We start from the raw sequence: 19225 nt of genomic DNA, 5'->3' as shown, positions 1-19225 counted from the left end.
TCCGGGGAACGGTCGTACGCGGAACCGTCGTCGGTGGAAGGGCCGTACGGGGAACGGTCGTACGCGGAACCGGCGTCGGGGGAAGGGCTGTCGGCGGACCGGTGACCGGTGGACCGGTGGCGGGCGGATCGGGGGCCGCGGCTCTCGGAGTCGACCGCGCCGTCCCGGAGGTGGACCACCCGGTCCGCCCAGGCGGCGTGCGCGGCCTCGTGGGTGACCATCATCGCGGCCGCCCCGGCGTCGCAGCGGGCGCGCAGCACCCCGAGCACGGCCTCGCCGGTGGCGGAGTCGAGCGCGCCGGTCGGTTCGTCGGCGAGCACCAGGCGCCGCTCGCCGATCAGGGCGCGGGCGATCGCGACGCGCTGCTGCTGGCCGCCCGACATGTCGTCGGGGAAGCGGTCGGCCAGTTCGCCGATGCCCAGCTCCTCCAGCGCGGCCAGCGCCTCCCGGCGGGCCCGGCGCCCCGGGACGCCGTCGAGTTCGCGCGGCAGGGCGATGTTCTCGGCGGCGGTGAGCGCCGGGATCAGGTTGTAGTCCTGGAAGACGTACCCGATGGAGCGTCGCCGAAGGTCGGCGAGCCTGCCCCGGCCGAGCTTGCCGAGCGGGACCCCCTCCACCAGGACCTCGCCGTCGCTGGGCCGGTCCAGCCCGCCGGCCAGGGTCAGCAGGGTCGACTTGCCGGAGCCGGACGGCCCCATGACGGCGACGAACTCCCCGGGGTGGACGGCCAGGTCGATGCCGCGCAGGGCGTGCACCTCGGCGGCGCCCCGCCCGTGCACCCGGGTGACGTTGGCCAGTTGCAGGACGGGCCCCGGTCGGGCCGGATCGGTGGTGGACACACTTCCCCCTTGTGAGCTTCTCGACTGCATATGTCGGTGAACTATATATGCCGGGAGATGAAGTTCAAGGCGGACCCGCCGCGGGTCGGGCTCGGTCAAACTTCTACAAAGGTGTCGAAGAAGAGTCGGGAGGTGTCGGGGAGCCGAGGGGCGTGCGAGAGGCAGGGGTGCGGGAGGGGCGGGGAGAGGCGGGGAGAGACGGGGCAAGGCGCGGACGGCCGTGGTCCGAGCCGGGCGGCCCGGCGCCCGTCCGAGGGGGTAGAACGGAAGGACCGTCACATGAGCCGCCTGGGAGGCCCGATGCCGAGCCCCGATCCGAAGCACGGACCGTTGGTGCTGATGCTGCTGGTGCTGACCGTGGTCACCGGAGTGGTGGACGCGGTCAGCTACCTCGCACTCGGTCACGTCTTCGTCGCCAACATGACCGGCAACGTGGTGTTCCTCGGCTTCGCCATCGCCGGGGCGCCGAACCTCTCCGCCATCGCCTCGCTGGCCGCCCTGGCCGCGTTCCTCCTCGGCGCCCTGGCCGGCGGCCACCTCGCCCGCCGCCTGCCCGGCCACCGCGGCCGGCTGCTGACCACCGCCGTCGGCGTCCAGGCGGCGCTCGTCGCGACGGGTACCGTCCTGGCGGCGGTCGTCGGCCACACCTCCGACCCGGCCCGCTACACCCTGATCGGGCTGCTCGGCTTCGCCATGGGCGGCCAGAACGCGGTGGTCCGCGCACTGAAGATCCCCGACCTCACCACCACCGTGCTCACCATGACGATCACCGCCCTCGCCGCCGACCTCACCGGCCCCCGCCGCTTCGCCTCCGCGGTCTGGATGTTCGCCGGTGCCCTCCTCGGCGCGGTCCTCGTCCTGCACGCCGACGTCCCCGGCGCCCTCGGCCTGGCCCTCGCCCTCCTCCTCGCCGTCGCCGTGGTCACCCACCGGAGCGCCGGGTCCACCCCCGCCCCGGAGTGGACCAAGCCCTTGTGAGCGGGCGCGCGGCGGACCCCGCCCGCCCGTCCGGGGTCGTCGGGTGCGCCCGCCGGGCGGCCCCGGGCCCCGAGCCGGGTTCGTCCGCCAGGCGTTGCCGCCCCGCCGTGCCGGGCGGCTCAGTCCTCGTGGCGGTGCCCCGCGCGGCCGCTCCAGAGCGGTTCGAGCCGGGACCAGCCGTCCGTCCAGGCCGTTTCGGCGCGGCGGTCGAGGGCGTGCAGGCGCAGACGGAGGGCGAGGACGACGAGGGCGAGCAGAGTGAGGAGGGTGCCGGTGCCGGCGCAGGCCGCGGAGACGGCGAGGGCGGCGCGGTCGACCGGGGGAGGGGAGGCGTCGCCGGCCGCGTCGATCCAGATCGACACGCTGCTGCCGGCGGCGGCCGGGCGCAGGGCCTGGACGGTGCCGGCGTGCGCGGTGCCGTCGGGGGCGGTCCAGGTGGCCTCGACCTCGGTCCGGCTGTTGTGGCCCCCGGCGAACCGCCCGCCGCCGGCGGCGGTTTGGCCGGGGACGGTGCGGATCACGGCGTCGACCTGGTGCAGTCGCGCGCGTTCGATGTCGGCCTGGGGCGCGGTGATGCGGAACAGCAGCAGTGCACCGACGGTCGAGACCGCGAGGACGAGCGCCGCGCCGAGGGCGGCGAGCAGCCAGGCCCGGGCGCGGGAGCGGTCGAGCGGGCGGGCGAGGGGTTCGTGCCGGGCACCGAGGGCCCGCCGCAGCTGACGGCCGGTTCGCTGCGGGAGCGACGCGGGCCTGGCCGTGCGGGGTGTGTCGGACACGTTGACGGCTCCTCAGGGGCGCGGGGGAGTACGGCGGTTCGCCACCAATTTCCACCCGTCGGGCCCCGGGCACAAGAGTCGTGCGCGCTCGGAGGACCGCTGTCGCCGCGAGCCGGCCGCCACTTCCGTCGTTCGTTCCGCCGTCCGTCCCGCCAGTGCCGCTCGGCCCCGCAGCCGGGACGTTCGGCCCTCGGCAGCAGTGGCCCCGCCGGGGCAGGCTGGGTACCGGCGGCGCCCCCCGTGCCTGGGCGCGGCCGTGGCCCGGTTCGACCGTGGGGGTGCCGGGCCGAGGTACGGGGCAGGGGGTGGTCGCGCGGCCACCCCCTGCTTTCCGTGCGCGACTTCGCCTCCGGAACAGGTGTTTCCCCGGTCAGGGCCGCATTCTCGCCGATCGCCGGGCCGGCGGCGGCCCGCAATGGCTGAGCGCCGTCAGTGCCGGCATCGCAACGGCTGAGCGCCGTAACTGCTGGCGCCGCAACGGCCGGCACCGCAACGGCTGAGCGCCGTCACGGAGCCGACCACCGCGCCGGTCGCCCCGTCGCCCGCGCTCAGCGGACGACGGGGTAGCCGTGCGTCCCGTCCCGCCGCACGCCGTCCAGGCCGGGCAGCCAGCTGCCGAGGACCAGCGCGGACGGGTAGAACATCGGCTCCGGCAGCTCGTCCACCGCGAAGCGCTCCCAGCCGGCGCAGGCGTGCGGCTCGGTGACCACCGCCTCGGCCAGGCTGGGCGGGGCCAGGACGGCGGCGGTCAGCCGCGGCCGGCCGAGCTCGTGGTCGAGGTGCACGGCGAGCACCCGCATCCCCCCGGCCGGCAGCACGATGCCGGTCTCCTCGGCGAGTTCGCGGGCCGCGGTCTGTTCGAAGGACTCGCCCGGGTCGACCTTGCCGCCCGGCAGGCTCCAGGTGGGCGGCTCACCGGCGGTGGTGCGTCGGCCGACCAGCACCCGGCCGTCCCCGGTGGGCACGATGATCCCGGCGCCGAGCATCGGTGCGGTCGTCCCGGCCTGCGGTGGGGTGGTCAACTCGGGCTCTCCTTCGGATGGTTACCAGTTGGCGCGCTCGTAGTCCTTGAGGAAGCAGCCGTACAGGTCCTCGCCCTGCTCGCCGCGCACGATCGGGTCGTACACCCGGGCCGCGCCGTCGACCAGGTCGAGCGGGGCGTGGAAGCCCTCCTCGGCGAGGCGCATCTTGTCCGGGTGCGGCCGCTCGTCGGTGATCCAGCCGGTGTCGACGGCGGTCATCAGGATGCCGTCGCTCTGGAACATCTCCTGCGCGCTGGTGCGGGTGAGCATGTTGAGCGCGGCCTTGGCCATGTTGGTGTGCGGGTGGCCGGCGCCCTTGTAGCCGCGGGTGAAGACGCCCTCCATCGCGGAGACGTTGACCACGTACTTGCGGCGGGACGCGGACGCGGCCATCGCCGGGCGCAGTCGGCTGATCAGGATGAACGGCGCGGTGGAGTTGCAGAGCTGCACCTCCAGCAGTTCGACCGGGCCGACCTCGCTGACGGTCTGCACCCAGCTGTTGGTGTCCGCGAGGTCGGGCACCAGGCCGCCGGCGTCGATCGCGGTGCCGGCCTCGATCCGGGCGGGGGTGGCGGAGCCGGTGACCAGCGCGAGCGAGGTGACGTCCTCGGCGGCCAGCCGCTGCTCGCCGCCGGTCGCCTGGTGGGGGAGTTCGGGCAGGGCGACGCCGCCGCTGCCGAAGCGGCCGATGGTGGTGGCCTGCGGCAGCTCGCCGGCCGGCAGCGGGGCGGACTCGGCGTTGACCAGCTCGCGGTAGGACTCCGGCGGGCGGCGCACGGTCTGCGCGGCGTTGTTGATCAGGATGTCCAGCGGGCCGTCGGCGGCGACCTCGTCGGCGAGGGCCATGACCTGGGCCGGGTCGCGCAGGTCGATGCCGATGATCTTGAGGCGGTGGATCCAGTCGGCGCTGTCCGGCATCGCCTTGAAGCGGCGGATGGCGTCGTTGGGGAAGCGGGTGGTGATGGTGGTGTGGGCGCCGTCGCGCAGCAGCATCAGCGCGATGTACATGCCGATCTTGGCCCGGCCGCCGGTGAGCAGCGCACGCTTGCCGGTGAGGTCGGCGCGGGCGTCGCGGCGGGAGCGGTTGAGCACCGCGCACTTCTGGCAGAGGTTGTGGTAGAACGCGTCGACCTCGACGTACCGCTGCTTGCAGGTGTAGCAGGAGCGCGGGCGCTCCAGGATCCCGGCGATCTCGGTGGTGGTGACGGTGGTCAGGCCGAAGGCGCCGGCCGTCTCGTCGTCGATCCGGGTCGGCGCACCGGTGGCGGTGCGGGCGGTGACCGCGCGGTCGTTGGCGGTCTTGCGGGCCCGGGTCTCCTGGCGGCGGCGCTGCTTGAGGGTGCGGAATATGCCGCCCACGGCCTGCCGGACGGTGATCGCGTCCGGGTGGTCGACGTGCAGCTCGTCGAGCTCGGCGATCACGTCGAGGCAGAGCTTCAGCCGTTCGGGGTCGAGGCCGGGACCGTAGTCGATCTCCTCCTCGGTGCCCTCGTCCTGGCCGTGCTGGATGTCCGTCTGCCCGATGCCCACGCCTGCTGCCGCTTTCCCGTTCGCCTCGCCCATTACCGCGTGAATGCTACGGGAGTCGTCCCGACCGGGGCGAAAAGCCGACGTCGGAGGCAGTCTTTGGATGATCCTCCAGGTCTACGCGCGGAGCTTTGATCACGGTTTGTGCACAGCCCCAGCAATGTTCCTCGAACTGGCTTTTGCCCCCGCCCTCACGGAGAATCGAATGCTGGGTGCAGGGCGCCCGAGTGCGCCCCGACGGCATCGCCGCAACCGCACCCGAGGTGTAATTTCTCCCAGCCAGAGAGCCCCCTTCATGCGCTTCCTGAACGACCTCAAGCCCTCGTACGACCTCACGTACGACGACGTCTTCATGGTCCCCAGCCGTTCCGCCGTGGGCTCCCGGCAGGGCGTGGACCTCTCCTCGAACGACGGCACCGGCACCACCATCCCGCTGGTCGTGGCCAACATGACCGCCATCGCCGGCCGCCGGATGGCCGAGACCGTCGCCCGCCGCGGCGGACTGGTCGCCATCCCGCAGGACATCCCCACCGAGGTCATCGCCGAGGTCATCTCCTGGGTCAAGCAGCGCCACCTGGTGTTCGACACCCCGATCACCCTCGCCCCGGGCGCCACCGTCGCCGAGGCGCTCTCGCTGCTGCCCAAGCGCGCGCACGGCGCGCTCGTGGTCGTCGAGGACGGCAAGCCGGTCGGCGTGGTCACCGACTCCGACTGCCAGGGCGTGGACCGTTTCACCAGCCTCGCCGACATCATGTCCCGCGACCTGCTGCTGCTCGACGAGTCCATCGACCCGCGCGCCGCCTTCGAGAAGCTCACCGAGGGGCACCGCAAGCTCGCCCCGGTGGTCGACGGCGAGGGCCGCCTGGTCGGCATCCTCACCCGCAAGGGCGCGCTGCGCGCCACCCTGTACACCCCGGCCGTGGACGCGGCCGGCAAGCTGCGGATCGCCGCCACCGTCGGCATCAACGGCGACGTCGCGGGCAAGGCCAAGGCCCTGATCGAGGCCGGTGCCGACGTGCTGGTGGTCGACACCGCGCACGGCCACCAGGAGTCCATGATCAGCGCGCTGCGCGCGGTGCGCGGCCTGGACCCGCAGATCCCGATCGTGGCCGGCAACGTGGTCTCCGCCGCCGGTGTCCGCGACCTCGTCGAGGCGGGCGCCGACATCCTCAAGGTCGGCGTCGGCCCGGGCGCCATGTGCACCACCCGGATGATGACCGGCGTCGGCCGGCCGCAGTTCTCCGCCGTCCTGGAGTGCGCCGCCGAGGCGCGCCGGCTCGGCAAGCACGTGTGGGCGGACGGCGGCGTGCGGCACCCGCGCGACGTCGCGATGGCGCTGGCCGCCGGCGCCTCCAACGTGATGATCGGCTCCTGGTTCGCCGGGACGTACGAGTCCCCGGGCGACCTGCAGACCGCCGCCGACGGCCGCCAGTACAAGGAGAGCTTCGGCATGGCCTCGGCCCGCGCGGTCAGCAACCGCACCGCCCAGGACTCCTCGTACGACCGGGCCCGCAAGGCGCTGTTCGAGGAGGGCATCTCGCACTCCCGGATGTTCATCGACCCGGCTCGCCCGGGCGTCGAGGACCTGATCGACTCGATCATCGCCGGCGTGCGCAGCTCCTGCACCTACGCGGGCGCCAACAGCCTGGAGGAGTTCCACGAGAAGGCGATCGTGGGCGTCCAGAGCGCGGCCGGCTACGCCGAGGGCAAGCCGCTGCACTCCAGCTGGGCCTGATCGACCGCGGCCGCGGCCGCGGCGCAGACGCCCGCCGCCTCGGTGCCTGCTGCGTCGCTGCCCGGTCCACCACCGTCGGCTCCGCCACCGTCCGCTCCGGCGGATGATCCACCGGCCGGCCGGTTCCTCGCCTCGGGGAGCCGGCCGGCCGGCGCCGGTCCGGGGGCGTCCCGTCCGCCGCGCAGCCCCAGCGGGAGCAGCAGGGCGCGGCCGAGCAGGCCGACCGAGCCGTCCAGCGCGGTGGCGAAGGCCCGGGCCGCGCCGGGCAGGTGCCGCAGCTCCCAGAGCGCCTCGACGGCGGACCAGGCCCCCTCGCGGGCGGTCTCGACCGACCAGGTGCCGAGCAGGTGGGTGAGCGGCTCGGCGTGCTCCAGCAGGTCGGGCCCGGGCATCAGCCGCTCCCGGACGGCCGTCTCCACCTCGGCCAGCACCCCGTTGATCCGGTGGTAGTCCTCCTCGACCGCGGCCGGTCCGCAGCCCCGGCGGTGGCAGGTGTCCACGACGGCCAGCGGCAGGTCGTGCTGGATGTGGGCGTTCATCCCGGCCAGGGCGAACTGCAGCGGGTGCACGCCCGGGTGGGCGCGCAGCGCGAACAGGGCCCGCCAGCAGGCGGGCGGCTCCCGCCCGGCCGCGTCGGCGGCCACGGCCCGCAGGTACCGCCGGGCGAACAGCACGTCCAGCTCGGCCATCGCCGCGGGGTCGGCGAAGTACCCGCCGGCGAGCCGGTCGCGGACCGCCGCCGTGACATCGAGGTAGAGCCGGTTGAACACCGCCACGCCGTCGGCCTCGGGCAGCCCTGCCCCGATCTCCCGCAGTCGGCCGAGCACCTCCTCCACCGTGTCGGCCTCCGCGCGGGCGGATTCCTCCGTGGCCGTGCCGGTGGCCGTGGCCGTGGCCGTGGCTGTCCCTGTGCCGGTGGCCGCGTCGGCTGCCGTCGTACGATCCACCGCCGTGTCGGGCATGTGCCACCCTCCGATGTCGATCGTGCACTGATCGCATCATCGTGACAGTGCGGCCCGGCGCCGCACGGGCACGGCACGCCGGGGCCCGGCCGGGCGGCGCGCCTCAGCCCAGCTCGTACTCCAGGACGAAGGTGTGGGCGCCGGACTCGTCGACGGTCAGGTGGAACTCCCCGGTGATCCCGGCCAGCTCGCCCGCGCCCGTGCCCGGCACCACGCGTATCGTCGTGGCGGCGGTGTCCCAGGCCGCGTGCTGGAGCACGAACGAGCCCTTGCGGCCGTCCAGTTCACCCGTCACGTGCTCCACCGCGACGTACGACGCCGGGCCGCCGGAGGGGCCTCCGACGGAGAGCATCCGCACCTCGCTCGTCCCGCTCAGCGCGCCCGTGAAGGTCTTGGCGATCCGGATCCGCCCGAAGGACGCGCCCTCGCGCTCCTCCGTCTCCACCGGTTCGAACGCCGTCAGTTCGAACGACCCCTCGGCCCTGGACCCCATGGCACAGTCCCCTCGTCGATTGCGCAACACGTCCCGCCGGCGGGCTCCCCGCCGATCGCGTACCGAGCCTGGCACACGGCACTGACAATCGCGCCCGAGCGGCCGAGCGGCCGAGCACCCAAGGACCCAAGCACGAAAGGCCCGAGCGCCCGGCGCCGCCCGGCACGGCTCCCGGTCACGGCTCCCAGCGCACCGCCAGCACCGCCGCGTCGTCGGCCAGCCCGGAGTCCCCGACCCAGCCGCCGACGTCCGTCAGCACGGCGTCCAGCACGTCCGCCGGGCTCCCGCCGTGCAGTCCGGGCAGCCGCTGTGCCAGCGGGTAGAACCGCCCGCCGGCGTCCCGGGCCTCCGACACGCCGTCGGTGTGCAGGAGCAGCAGGTCGCCCGGCTCCGGGTCGAAGCGCCGCGTCGGATACTCCTCGCCGGTCAGCGAGAGCAGCCCCAGCGGCGGCGCCGGGAACGGGGGCTCCAGCTCGCTCACCCGGCCCGCCCGGCGCAGCAGCGGGGACGGGTGGCCGCAGTTCACCACCCGCACCGGCCCCCGGTCCGGCGCCACGTCGAGCAGCACCGCGGTGGCGAACCGGTCCCCGTCCGGGCGGGCCGTGAGCGCCGCGTCCAGCCGCTCCGCGAGCCGTCCGGGGTCGGGCTCGGTCCGCGCGGCCTCCCGGAACACCCCCAGGACGTCCGCGGCCGTCTCCACCGCGGGGAGCCCGTGCCCCTGGACGTCCCCGAGCAGGATCCGCACCCCGAAGCGGGTCTCCACCACGGCGTACAGGTCCCCGCCGATCCGCGCCTCGGCCGCGGCCGCGACGTAGCGCACCGCCACCCGCAGCGGCCCGATCCGCTCGGCCGGCGGCCGCAGCAGGGCCCGCTGCGCCGCCTCGGACACCGTCCGGACCTGGAACAGCTCCCGTTCGCGGGCCGCCACCAGGACGACGCTGGCGGCGCTGGCCAGCGTCGAGGCCAGCACCGTGACCGGCACGCTGATCCGGACGGAGAGCGGCAGCTGCGCGTTGGCCGACTCCAGCAGCCCGACCGCGAGCAGCGCCGCCGCGCCGACCAGCAGCGGCACCCGGGCCCGCCGGGTGGTGGCCCCGGCGAGGACGGGGGCCACCGCGAGCAGCGGCGCCAGGGTGGTCCCGGGGCCGATGGCCAGGGCGGCCACCACGGCGGCGACCAGCAGCAGGAGCGAGCCGTACAGCAGCATCCGGGTCCGTCGGGGCAGGTGCAGCGGCGGCACCCCGTCCGGGCCGTCGGCGGTCACGCGTCCTCCTGTGGTCCGTCGGAAGGTCCGACCGGGGTCCGGCAGACGGCCGGCGCGGGGCCGGCGGGGATGGGCGGATGGTCGGCGGCCCCCGGGGGTGCGGGGGCCACCGGTCCACTCTCCCCGCCCCGACCCGGGTCAGCACCTCGACCGGGTCCGGTCCGGCCCCCGGCCGCGGACGGCGGCGGCGCCCCTGCCTGCGAACGGAGGCAACCCCGCGCCCGCGAACGGAGGCAGCCTCGCCCGCCGGACGGCGGCAACCCCGCGCCCACGAACGGCGGCGCCCCGCCCGCCGGACGCGGCCGCACCTCGCCCGCGGCTCCGGCGGGGCCGCGCACTACGCTGGGCCGGGAGATGAGACGCAAGAGCCGCCGCCCGGCCTCCCCCCTCCCGCAGCGCCACGGCGTGGACCCGGTGCACCTCCGGCTGCCGCCGGAAGGCCCCTGGCCGACCGTGCGCGACCACCTGGTCGAGCGGCTGCCCGCCGTCCCGGCCGCGCGGATCGACGCCGCGCTGCGCGACGGCGAGATCGTCGGCGAGCACGGCCCGATCACCCCGGACGAACCGTTCCGCCCAGGTACGCACCTGTGGTTCCACCGGGACCTCCCGCCGGAGGTGCGCGTCCCCTTCGACCTGGTCGTGCTGCACCGCGACGAGCACCTGGTGGTCGTGGACAAGCCGCACTTCCTGGCCACCACCCCGCGCGGCAGCCACGTCACCGAGACGGCGCTCTCCCGGCTGCGGCACGCCCTGGAGCTGCCCGAGCTCAGCCCCGCGCACCGCCTGGACCGGCTCACCGCCGGCCTGGCCATGTTCGTGGTCCGCCCCGAGGACCGCGGCGCGTACCAGACGCTGTTCCGCGACCGCCTGGTGCGCAAGGAGTACCGGGCGATCGCCCCGTACGACCCGGAGCTGAGCCTGCCGCGCACCGTGCGCAGCCACATCGTCAAGGAGCGCGGGGTGATCGCCGCGCAGGAGATCGACGCGCCGCCGAACAGCGAGAGCCGGATCGACCTGCTGGAGCGCCGCAACGGCCTGGCCCGCTACCGGCTGCGCCCGCTCAGCGGACGCACGCACCAGCTGCGGCTGCACATGAGCGGCCTCGGACTGCCGATCCTCGGTGACCCGGTGTACCCGGTGGTGCTGCCGGAGACGGCCCCGGACGACTTCCGCCGCCCGCTGCAACTGCTCGCCTCGGCGGTCGAGTTCACCGACCCGCTGACCGGCCGCGAACGCCGCTTCGAGAGCCGCCGCACCCTGGCGGCCTGGACCGACCCGCAGGCGTGGGCCGAAGGCCCCGGCGTCGGGCCCGCCGGGGAGCCGGTCGGGGAGCCGGTCGGGGAGCCCGCCGGGCGGTCCGTCGGAGAGCCGTCCCGGGAGCCCGTCCGGAAGGCCGTCCGGGAGCCCGTCGGGGAGTCCTAGGACCGTCCGGCGGACTAGTCCCAACGTCCGACCCGGTCCCGGTCCCGGTGGCCGATCCGCCGCCCGCCCGGCGGCGGGATGGTTGCCGCATGAACGCCGCACAGCGCACCGCCGCACCGCACACCGCCCCCGTCGCTCTGGTCACCGGCGCCTCCCGGGGCCTCGGCCTGGCCCTCGCGCACGCCCTCGCCGCCGACGGCTGGCAGCTGGTGATCACCGCCAGGGGCGCGGCCGGACTCGCCGCCGCCGAGGCGGACCTGGCCGCCGTCACCAAGGTCGTCGCGCTGCCCGGCAGCGTCGTCGACGACGACCACCGCGCCCGCCTCGCCGAGGCCGCCGAGCGCCTCGGCGGCGCGAGCCTGCTGGTCAACAACGCCGGCACGCTCAACGGCGCCGCCGCCCCCGGATCCGAGCCGCTGCCCCGGCTGGCCGACCACCCGCTGCCGGACCTGCTGGAGACCTTCGAGGTGAACGCGCTCGCCCCGATCGCCCTCACCCAGCTCGTCCTGCCCCAGCTGCGCGGGCACGCCGGCGCCGTCCTCAACATCAGCTCCGACGCCGCGGTGGAGGCCTACGCCGGCTGGGGCGGCTACGGCGCCAGCAAGGCCGCGCTCGACCTCGCCACCGCCGTCCTCGCCCGGGAGGAGCCGGAGTTGCGGGTCTGGGCGGTCGACCCGGGCAGCATGCGCACCCGGATGCTCCAGGAGGCGAGCCCGGGCGACGACATCTCCGGTGAGCCACTGCCCGAGCAGGTGGCGCCGCTCCTGCTCGGCCTGCTCCGCGACCGCGCCCCGTCCGGCCGCTACCGGGCCGAGGACCTGGCCGTCCCGGTGGCGGACCCGGCCGTCCCGGCAGCCGACCGGGGTGGGCGATGACCGCGACCACCGACTTCGGCTCCGGGTCCGACTCCGGGATCGACGGGTTCGACGGGATCGACGGGTTCGACGGGTTCGACTCCGGCCTCACCGTCCCGCCCGAGTTGTCCGCCCGGGCGCCGGCGGAGGCACGCGGCACGGCCCGGGACGGCGTGCGGATGCTGGTCGGCCGGCGTACCACCGGCGCCGTCGAGCACCACCGCTTCACCGACCTGCCCGAGGTGCTGGGCCCGGGGGACCTGCTGGTGGTCAACAACTCGGCGACCCTGCCGGCCGCGCTGCCCGGGCGGCTGCCCGACGGCACACCCGTCGCGGTGCACCTCTCCTCCGCCCAGCCGGACCGGCACGGCGCCCACCTGGTCGAGCTGCGCCGCGTCGTGCCCGGGCAGGCGGCGGCGTACTACCCGCCGGAGGAGTCCCCGGCCCGCGCGGGCCTGCGGGTCGCCCTGCCCGCGGGTGGTGCGGCGGTGCTGACCCGGGCCCTCACCGCCCGCCTCTGGTACGCCGAACTCGCCCTTCCGGCCCAGCTGTTGCCGTATCTGGCGGCGCACGGCCGGGCGATCCGCTACGGCTACGTGGACCGCGAGTGGCCGATCGACGCCTACCAGACGGTCTTCGCGACCGTCCCCGGCAGCAGCGAGATGCCCAGCGCGGCCCGCCCGTTCACCGCCGAGGTGGTGGCCCGGCTGGCCGCCCGGGGGGTGCTGGTCGCGCCGGTCACCCTGCACACCGGGGTGGCCTCGCCCGAGGCGCACGAGGCCCCGTACGCCGAACGCTTCCACGTCCCCGCCGCCACCGCCCGCCTGGCCGGCCACGTCCGGGCCGACGGCGGCCGGGTGATCGCCGTCGGGACCACCGTGGTCCGCGCCCTGGAGTCCGCCGCGGCAGCGGACGGCTCGCTCCGGGAGGCCGACGGCTGGACGGAGTTGGTGATCACCCCCGAGCGCGGCGTGCGCGCCGTCGACGGCCTGCTCACCGGCTGGCACGAACCGCGCGCCTCCCACCTCCTGATGCTCGCCGCCGTCGCCGGCCGCCCCCTCCTCGCCGCCTGCTACCGGGAGGCCGTCCGGCACCGCTACCTGTGGCACGAGTTCGGCGACGTCAACCTCCTGCTGCCGGACTGAGCCCGGCCCGGACCCGGCGCGCTCCCGGCCCGGGCCCCGCCACGTCACGCCCCGCCATGCCATGCCACGCCATGCCATGCCCCGTCACGCCAGCAGGGTGCGGGCGACGTGGTCGGTGTCCAGGTACTCGCGGACGGCGGTGATCCGGCCGTCCTCGACGGTGAAGACGCCCAGGCAGTGGTTCTCGTACGGCTCGCCGTTCGCGGCCGTGCCGACGGTGGTCCACTCGGCGACCGCCTGCGGGCCGTCGGCGAGGACGTGGGTGAGGGTGATGACGGGCAGGCCGTCGGCGGCGAAGTAGTCGCCGATCCGGCCGAGGAAGTCGCCGAAGATCTCCTGCTTGCCGCGCCAGGTGCGGGAGATGGCGAGCCGGCCCGGGTAGGTCCAGGTGGCGTCCTCGGCGAACAGGGCGATCGCGGCTTCGCGGTCGCCGCCCGCGATGAGGGTGACGTAGTCGGTGACGACGGTGCGGGCGTCGGGGTGCTGCATGGTGGCTCCTCTGGTCGGTCCGGTCGGGGCTGTCCCGCCGTGGCACCAGGTAACCGCCCGGGCCCGCCGACGGGCCAACAACCGTGGCGGCGGCCCGACAACCGTCCGTTGTTCATGCAGCCGAGGAGGCCCCCGGAGGCAGCTCCAGCTCGAACCAGACCACCTTGCCGTCGGCGGTCCGACGGCTGCCCCAGCGGTGCGCGAGCTCGTTGACCAGGTGGATGCCCCGGCCGCCCTCGTCCTCGGAGCGGGCGCGGCGGATCCGGGGCGTCTCGGCCTCCTGGTCGGCGACCTCGACGGTGAGCACCCGGTTGCAGAACAGCCGCAGCTGGGTGGGGGACCCTGCGTGCACCAGGGCGTTGGTGATCAGCTCGCTGGTGAGCAGTTCGGCCCAGTCGGCGAGCGCGCCGAGCCCCCAGGCCTCCAGCGTCTCGCGGGTGAAGCGGCGCGAGTGCGCGACCATCGCGCGGTCGCCGGTGAGCGGCAGGGTGGCGATCCGGTCCGCGCCGTGCGGGCGGACCTGCGCCATGATGACGGCGATGTCGTCCTCGCTGGTGCGGCCGGTGAGCCGGGTCAGCACGGCGTCGCAGGTCTGCTCCAGCGAACGCTGCCGGTCGGCGACCGTGCGGCGGAGCAACTGCAGACCCTCGTCGAGGTCGCGGCCCCGGCGCTCGACCAGGCCGTCGGTGTAGAGCACCAGGATGCCCTCCTCGGGGAGGGTGAACTCGGCGCTCTCGAAGGGGACTCCGCCGACGCCCAACGGGGTGCCGGTGGGCAGCTCGATCAGCTGCGCCCGGCCCTCGGTGTCGGCGACCACGGGCGGCAGGTGCCCGGCGCTGGCCGCGGTGCAGTGGCGGTCCACCGGGTCGTAGACCACGCAGACGCAGGTGGCGAACTGCCCTTCGCCGACGGCCGTGGTGGCCTCGTCCAGCCGGTGCAGCACCCGCGCCGGGTCCAGGTCCAGCGTGATCAACGTCCGTGCCGCCGTCCGCAGTTGGCCCATGGTCGCGGCGGCCCGGATGCCGTGGCCCATGACGTCGCCGACGATCAGGGCGACCCGTCCGGAGGAGAGCGGCACCACGTCGAACCAGTCGCCGCCGACCTCGCTGACCACGCTGCTGGGCAGGTAGCGGTAGGCGATCTCCAGGCCGAGGGTGCGGTGCACCTCCTGCGGCAGCAGACTGCGCTGCAGCATCAGCGCGGTGTCCCGCTCCCGGCGATAGAGCCGGCTGTTGTCGATCGCGAGCGCGGTGCGCGCGGCCAGCTCCTCGGCCAGCGAGCGGTCCGCCGGGCCGAACGGCGCCGGGTTGCGGGTCCGGACGAACTCCGCGCCGCCCAGCACGTGCCCGCGCGCCACCAGCGGCACCATCAGGTACGAGTGCAACCCGGCGTCCAGCCCCGGCTGCACCCGGTCGGGGGAGGCGACGATCCGGCGCAGCTCGTCCTCGGTCACCTCGGACACCAGGATCGAGCGGCGGGTGCGCAGGCTCTGCGCGTACAGCCGGGCGGACTGGGAGGTCTCGCCCACCTGGTCGGCGGCCTCCGTCATGCTGCCCTCCTCGGTCACCTCGCCGACCGCCACCGCGCGCATCAGCACCCGCCCCTCCGGCGGGACGGCCCCGGGCTCCTCGCCGCTGAGCACGGCGTCGCGCAGGTCCACGGTGACGAAGTCGGCGAAGCGCGGGATCACCACCTCCACCAACTCCTGGGCGGTGCGGTGCAGATCGAGCGTGGTGCCGATCCGGTTGCTGGCCTCGTTCAGCAGCGACAGCCGCTGCTGGGCGGCCCACGCCTCGTCCAGGGCCCGCTGCCGGGCGGCCGCCGCGTCGCGTTCGCGGGTGAACAGCAGCGCGTTGTCGATGGAGACGGCGGCCCGTACCGCCAACTCCCCGGCCAGCGCGAGGTCGTCGTCCCCGTACGGCCGCTCGACGAGGGTCCGGTAGAAGCCCGCGACACCGACCGGGGTGCCGCGCGCGATCAGCGGGACCACCATCAGCGAGCGCACGTTCTGCTCCCGGATGGCGGCGGTGCGCACCGGGTCCTCGGCGAACCAGGCCAGGCCCTCCTCGTCCATCCGCGGCACCAGCACCGGTTCGCGGTGCGCCAGGCTCCAGGCGTACGGCGAGCCGGACGGGAAACGGTGCACGTTGCCGGTGCGGGCGATCGGCTGCAGGGTCGAGCCGTGCACCGAGTGGAAGGCCATCCGCTGCAGCAGCGCCGAACCGTCTGCCGGGGCGCGGGCCTCGCGCTCGCCGCGCACCAGGTCGTCCAGCACCTCCACCACCACCGTGTCGGCCAGCCTGGGCGTCGCCACCTCGGCCAACTCCTGCGCGGTCTGGGCGAGATCGAGCGTGGTGCCGATCCGGGTGGAGGCCACGTTGACCAGCGCGAGGCGTTCCTGCGCGGCCTTGGCCTCGCGCAGCGCCTGCTGGCGGGCCAGCACCGTCTGGTGCTGGCGCAGGTACAGCCGGGCGTTGTCGATCGCGACGGCGGCCCGCGAGGCCAGCTCGTCGCCGAGCGTGATGTCGGCTTCCGCGAAGGACTCGCGCTCACCGCGCCGCGAGTACACGACCATGCCGAGGGTGGTGCCGCGCGCCACCAGCGGGGTGATCCGCACCGTGCGCGGCCGGTCGCCGAGGAAGGCCTGCCGACGGCTCTCGTTGATGCCCTCGCTCAGCATCGGCAGTTCCCAGGACGGGATGACCACCGTCCGCCCGGTGGTCAGCGCGCGGGCGTACGGGGAGTCCGCCGGCAGCTCGTAGACGGTGTCCACCGGCAGCGCGTCCGACGGGTAGAGCGGGTCCGCGGTGGCCAGCGCCAGCCGGCGCACCAGCTGCGGGGCGTCCAGGGCGGGCGGCTCGACGTTGCGGCCGGCCACCAGCGCCTCCAGGGCGAACACCCCGCTGATGTCGGAGAGTCTGGGCACCATCGCGTCGGCCAGCTCCCGGGCGGTCTGCCGCAGGTCGAGGGTGGTGCCGATGGACGCGGTCGCGTCGACCAGCAGGGCCAGCCGCTCCTGGGCGCGGGCCGCCCGGGCGTCGGCCCGGAACCGCTCGGTGACGTCGATGACGGTCGAACTCACGCCGAGCACCCGCCCGCTGCGGTCCTCCAGGCGGAAGTAGGAGGCCGACCAGGCGTGGTCGTGCTGCGGGTCGCCCGGGGTCCGGCCGTGCGAGCGGGCGTCCACCACGGGCTCGCCGCTCTCCAGCACCCGGCGCATCACCGCCTCGGACTCCGCGCCGTTGATCCCGGGCAGTACCTCGCTGAGCCGGTGCCCCACGTGCTCCTCGGGGGACAGGCCGTTGGCCCGGGCCAACGCCTCGTTCAGCCGGATGAACCGCAGCTCGGTGTCGTACACGGCCATGCCGACCGGGGCCTGCGTGAAGAAACCGTCCAGCACGGCGAGGTCCGCCTGGATCCGGCGCAGCGTGGTCACCTCGGAGGCCACCGCCAGCACCAGCGGCTCACCGCCGGGCCCGCGGATCGGGTGGGTGCGGAACTCCAGGTTCACCATGTGCCCGTCGCGGTGGCGCACCGGGAACACGCCGGTCCAGGCCCGGCCCGCGAGGATCCGCTGGAACAGCTGGAGGACCTCGGGCCGCTCCTCGTCGGTGGTCAGCAGCTTGGCCGCCTTCGTCCCGACCGCCTCTTCCACGGGGTGACCGAGCAGCGCCTCCGCGTCGCTGCTCCAGTGCAGGATCCGCCCGTCGGCGGCGATCAGCGCCGTGGCGATCGGAACCATCAGCAGGGCGTCCTGCCGCGGCTCCGCCCCGCGCTGCGCGTTGTCGTTCACCATGGCCAGAGAACCGTCCCAGAACCGTCCGGAGATCGTTCCCACCAGCCCTGCCATCTTCGCACGCGGCCCCGGGCCGCCGCTCACCGTGGCAGCAGGCGCTCCAGGTGGAACTCCTCCCAGCGCTCGGGCTCGGCCTTCAGCGACCGGACCAGGTACCGCCCGGGCGGCAGGTCGACGGTCAGGTACTCGCTGCTCTCCAGGGCGTCCGGGCCGTCGTGGAACACATCGGTGAGCAGGTACCGCCCGGCGGTCAGCTCCAGGACCGGCCCGTCCTCCCACGTCCCCGACCGCAGAGCCTCGCGTACCAGCGGCCGGACGTCGTCCGAGCAGTCGAAGAGGAGGGGCCGGACGAACACCCGCTCCTCCGGCAGCCAGCCGATCGGCAGCGGCTCCCCGCCCAGCACCAGCACGGCCTCCCGCCCGGGCACCGGGTGGGCGGCGGCGTAGTCCCCGGCCGTCTCCACCACGGCCTCCTGGCAACCCTCCCAGCCCTCGACGGCCTCCTCGGCGAGCAGCACGAAGAGCCCCGAGTCGGTTCCGTCCAGCCAGCCCCGCGCCGCGGTGATCATGTGGGAATCCTCGCACGTCGGACGGGGTGCGGCGGTCCCGCGGGGGTGCTCCGGCGGTCCCGCCGCGGGGTTCGAACCGGCCGCCGCGCCGACGGGGCCGCCGGCCGGGTGCCGGCTGCCCCGCTCACGGGCGGGTGCCCGGGAGCCCTCAGGAGTGCCCGGAGCCGTCGAACCGCACCTCCGGGTCGGCGGCGGTCGGCCCGTCGAGCAGCGGCTGCTCGATGCCCTTCAGCTGCAGGTCGAAGAAGGCGCCGACGTACCGGCGGGTCAGCTCGATGCCGCGCAGGCCGGACAGCGTGGTGCCCGGGTCCTGGGGGAGGCCCAGCTTCTCCATGAACAGCGGGAAGTCGGTGAAGCTGCCGTGGTTGGAGCCGTCGACGGTCAGCCAGCGCTTCCAGCCGTCCAGGTTGGGCCAGCTCTGGACCCAGCTGCTGTCCTCGGCGCCGCCGGGCAGCGGGTGCCCCATCATCAGGTACGGCTTGCCGCCGATCCCGGAGGCGGGCACCAGGACGTCCATGCTGCCGTCCAGGTCCGCCCCGGCCTGGATCCGGTCGTCGGTGAGCAGGGCCGGGACGGTGGCCGCGCCGCCCGCCGAGTGCCCGGCCATGCCGATCCGGTCGCGGTCGATCATGCGGGCGTAGCGCCAGGCCGGGTGCGGGCGGTCGGTCAGGCGGTCGAGGACGAAGGACACGTCCTTCGCGCGGCTCTCGTCGACCTTCGACCAGTCCTTGGGGCGGCCGCACATCACGCAGGGCAGCGTCTGCCCGTCCGGGAAGGTCGTGCCGGTGTTCTCGTAGGTGTGGTCGATCAGCGCGACGACGTACCCGCGGCTGGTCAGGTCCTCGGCGAGGCCGGTCAGCGAGGTCCGCGGCATGGTGAAGCCGGGCGACAGCACGATGAGCGGGTAGTGGCCGCCCTGGGGGCGCGCGCCGGACTCCGCCCACGTCCGGGCGCCGGTGATCGCCTCGGTCGGGATGGTGTTGCCCGGCACCTTGGTGTCCAGCAGGGCGCGGGCGGCACCGTCGGTCATGTACGGCGTCGGGCTGCCCGTCCCGGCGTGTGCGGGGTAGTACATCGAGACCATCAGCTGGCGCGGACCGGCGGAGGGCACCCACGGGTCCGGACGGTTCTGGTCCACCAGGTGCAGGACCTCCTGCCCGACCGCGTACGGCCCGGTCGGGCGGGGGAGTTCGATGTGGACGGCGGCCGGGGTGGTGGTCGGAGCGGTGGCGGTGGCGGTCCCGGCTGGGGCCGGGGCGGTGGGCGCGGCCAGGGCCGGCACGGCGGCGGCTACGGACAGCGGCAGCGCGAGCAGCAGGGCTGCCGCGGCGGCAGTGGTGCGAAGTCGGCTCAT

Annotated in this window: 15 protein-coding genes and 1 pseudogene; 5 read left to right on the top strand and 11 right to left on the bottom strand. The window is 75.1% G+C overall.

Going from position 1 to position 19225, the window contains the following annotated elements; translation table 11 throughout:
- Positions 1-152: 152 nt before the first annotated feature.
- Positions 153-869 (bottom strand): annotated as a pseudogene (locus ACIRST_RS05315) (ABC transporter ATP-binding protein); the annotation flags it as partial.
- 249 nt (positions 870-1118) lie between these two features.
- Between ACIRST_RS05315 and ACIRST_RS05310 the strand changes: the two are divergent.
- Positions 1119-1817 carry a YoaK family protein gene (locus ACIRST_RS05310; protein ID WP_402800230.1) on the top strand — a complete coding sequence of 233 codons (699 nt, stop codon included), beginning with the start codon at positions 1119-1121 and terminating at the stop codon, positions 1815-1817.
- A 119-nt stretch (positions 1818-1936) separates the two neighbouring features.
- Here the strand turns inward: ACIRST_RS05310 and ACIRST_RS05305 are convergent, their stop codons facing one another.
- The 3 genes from ACIRST_RS05305 to ACIRST_RS05295 form a co-directional block, all read right to left on the bottom strand.
- Positions 1937-2593 carry a hypothetical protein gene (locus tag ACIRST_RS05305; protein WP_402800227.1) on the bottom strand — a complete coding sequence of 219 codons (657 nt, stop codon included), beginning with the start codon at positions 2591-2593 and terminating at the stop codon, positions 1937-1939.
- Between the two features lie 548 nt (positions 2594-3141).
- Positions 3142-3615, bottom strand: coding sequence for an NUDIX hydrolase (locus ACIRST_RS05300; protein WP_402800224.1), 474 nt, complete (start codon positions 3613-3615; stop codon positions 3142-3144).
- Between the two features lie 21 nt (positions 3616-3636).
- On the bottom strand, positions 3637-5178 hold the full coding sequence (locus ACIRST_RS05295; RefSeq protein WP_402800222.1) for an SDR family NAD(P)-dependent oxidoreductase: 1542 nt from the start codon (positions 5176-5178) through the stop codon (positions 3637-3639).
- A 259-nt stretch (positions 5179-5437) separates the two neighbouring features.
- On the opposite strand from ACIRST_RS05295, the gene ACIRST_RS05290 reads away from it, so the two are divergent.
- On the top strand, positions 5438-6877 hold the full coding sequence (locus ACIRST_RS05290; protein WP_350525018.1) for a GuaB1 family IMP dehydrogenase-related protein: 1440 nt from the start codon (positions 5438-5440) through the stop codon (positions 6875-6877).
- Here ACIRST_RS05290 and ACIRST_RS05285 read toward each other — a convergent pair.
- From ACIRST_RS05285 to ACIRST_RS05275, 3 genes are all read right to left on the bottom strand, one after another.
- On the bottom strand, positions 6838-7839 hold the full coding sequence (locus ACIRST_RS05285) for a DUF5995 family protein (protein ID WP_402800220.1): 1002 nt from the start codon (positions 7837-7839) through the stop codon (positions 6838-6840). The genes ACIRST_RS05290 and ACIRST_RS05285 overlap by 40 nt on opposite strands.
- A 103-nt stretch (positions 7840-7942) precedes the next feature.
- Positions 7943-8332, bottom strand: coding sequence for a DUF3224 domain-containing protein (locus ACIRST_RS05280; RefSeq protein WP_402800219.1), 390 nt, complete (start codon positions 8330-8332; stop codon positions 7943-7945).
- 175 nt (positions 8333-8507) lie between these two features.
- Positions 8508-9596: a PP2C family protein-serine/threonine phosphatase gene (locus ACIRST_RS05275; protein WP_350525015.1), complete on the bottom strand. Its 1089-nt coding sequence runs from the start codon at positions 9594-9596 to the stop codon at positions 8508-8510.
- 354 nt (positions 9597-9950) lie between these two features.
- Here ACIRST_RS05275 and ACIRST_RS05270 point away from each other — a divergent pair, with 354 nt between their 5' ends.
- The 3 genes from ACIRST_RS05270 (at position 9951) to ACIRST_RS05260 (ending at position 13017) form a co-directional block, all read left to right on the top strand.
- Positions 9951-11018: a pseudouridine synthase gene (locus tag ACIRST_RS05270; RefSeq protein ID WP_402800216.1), complete on the top strand. Its 1068-nt coding sequence runs from the start codon at positions 9951-9953 to the stop codon at positions 11016-11018.
- An 89-nt stretch (positions 11019-11107) separates the two neighbouring features.
- Positions 11108-11893, top strand: coding sequence for an SDR family NAD(P)-dependent oxidoreductase (locus ACIRST_RS05265; RefSeq protein ID WP_402800214.1), 786 nt, complete (start codon positions 11108-11110; stop codon positions 11891-11893).
- Positions 11890-13017, top strand: a complete 1128-nt coding sequence (locus tag ACIRST_RS05260) for an S-adenosylmethionine:tRNA ribosyltransferase-isomerase (protein WP_402800212.1) — start codon at positions 11890-11892, stop codon at positions 13015-13017. Before ACIRST_RS05265 ends, ACIRST_RS05260 begins: the two co-directional genes overlap by 4 nt.
- A gap of 84 nt (positions 13018-13101) precedes the next feature.
- Here the strand turns inward: ACIRST_RS05260 and ACIRST_RS05255 are convergent, their stop codons facing one another.
- The 4 genes from ACIRST_RS05255 to ACIRST_RS05240 all read right to left on the bottom strand — a co-directional run bounded on the left by ACIRST_RS05255 (position 13102) and on the right by ACIRST_RS05240 (position 19225).
- Positions 13102-13506, bottom strand: coding sequence for a nuclear transport factor 2 family protein (locus ACIRST_RS05255; protein ID WP_402800211.1), 405 nt, complete (start codon positions 13504-13506; stop codon positions 13102-13104).
- 112 nt (positions 13507-13618) lie between these two features.
- Complete coding sequence (locus ACIRST_RS05250) at positions 13619-17344, bottom strand: SpoIIE family protein phosphatase (protein ID WP_402800209.1); 3726 nt, start codon at positions 17342-17344, stop codon at positions 13619-13621.
- A 38-nt stretch (positions 17345-17382) separates the two neighbouring features.
- Positions 17383-17871, bottom strand: a complete 489-nt coding sequence (locus ACIRST_RS05245; RefSeq protein ID WP_350525009.1) for an Imm21 family immunity protein — start codon at positions 17869-17871, stop codon at positions 17383-17385.
- 148 nt (positions 17872-18019) lie between these two features.
- Positions 18020-19225 (bottom strand): alpha/beta hydrolase family protein, encoded by a 1206-nt coding sequence (locus ACIRST_RS05240; RefSeq protein WP_402800207.1) that lies wholly within the window; start codon positions 19223-19225, stop codon positions 18020-18022.

Origin of the sequence: Kitasatospora sp. NPDC101447, from assembly GCF_044767225.1 — a bacterium.
GTDB lineage: Bacteria > Actinomycetota > Actinomycetes > Streptomycetales > Streptomycetaceae > Kitasatospora.
Note: the sequence above shows the minus strand (reverse complement) of the source record. Positions and strands in the feature narration are given on the sequence as shown.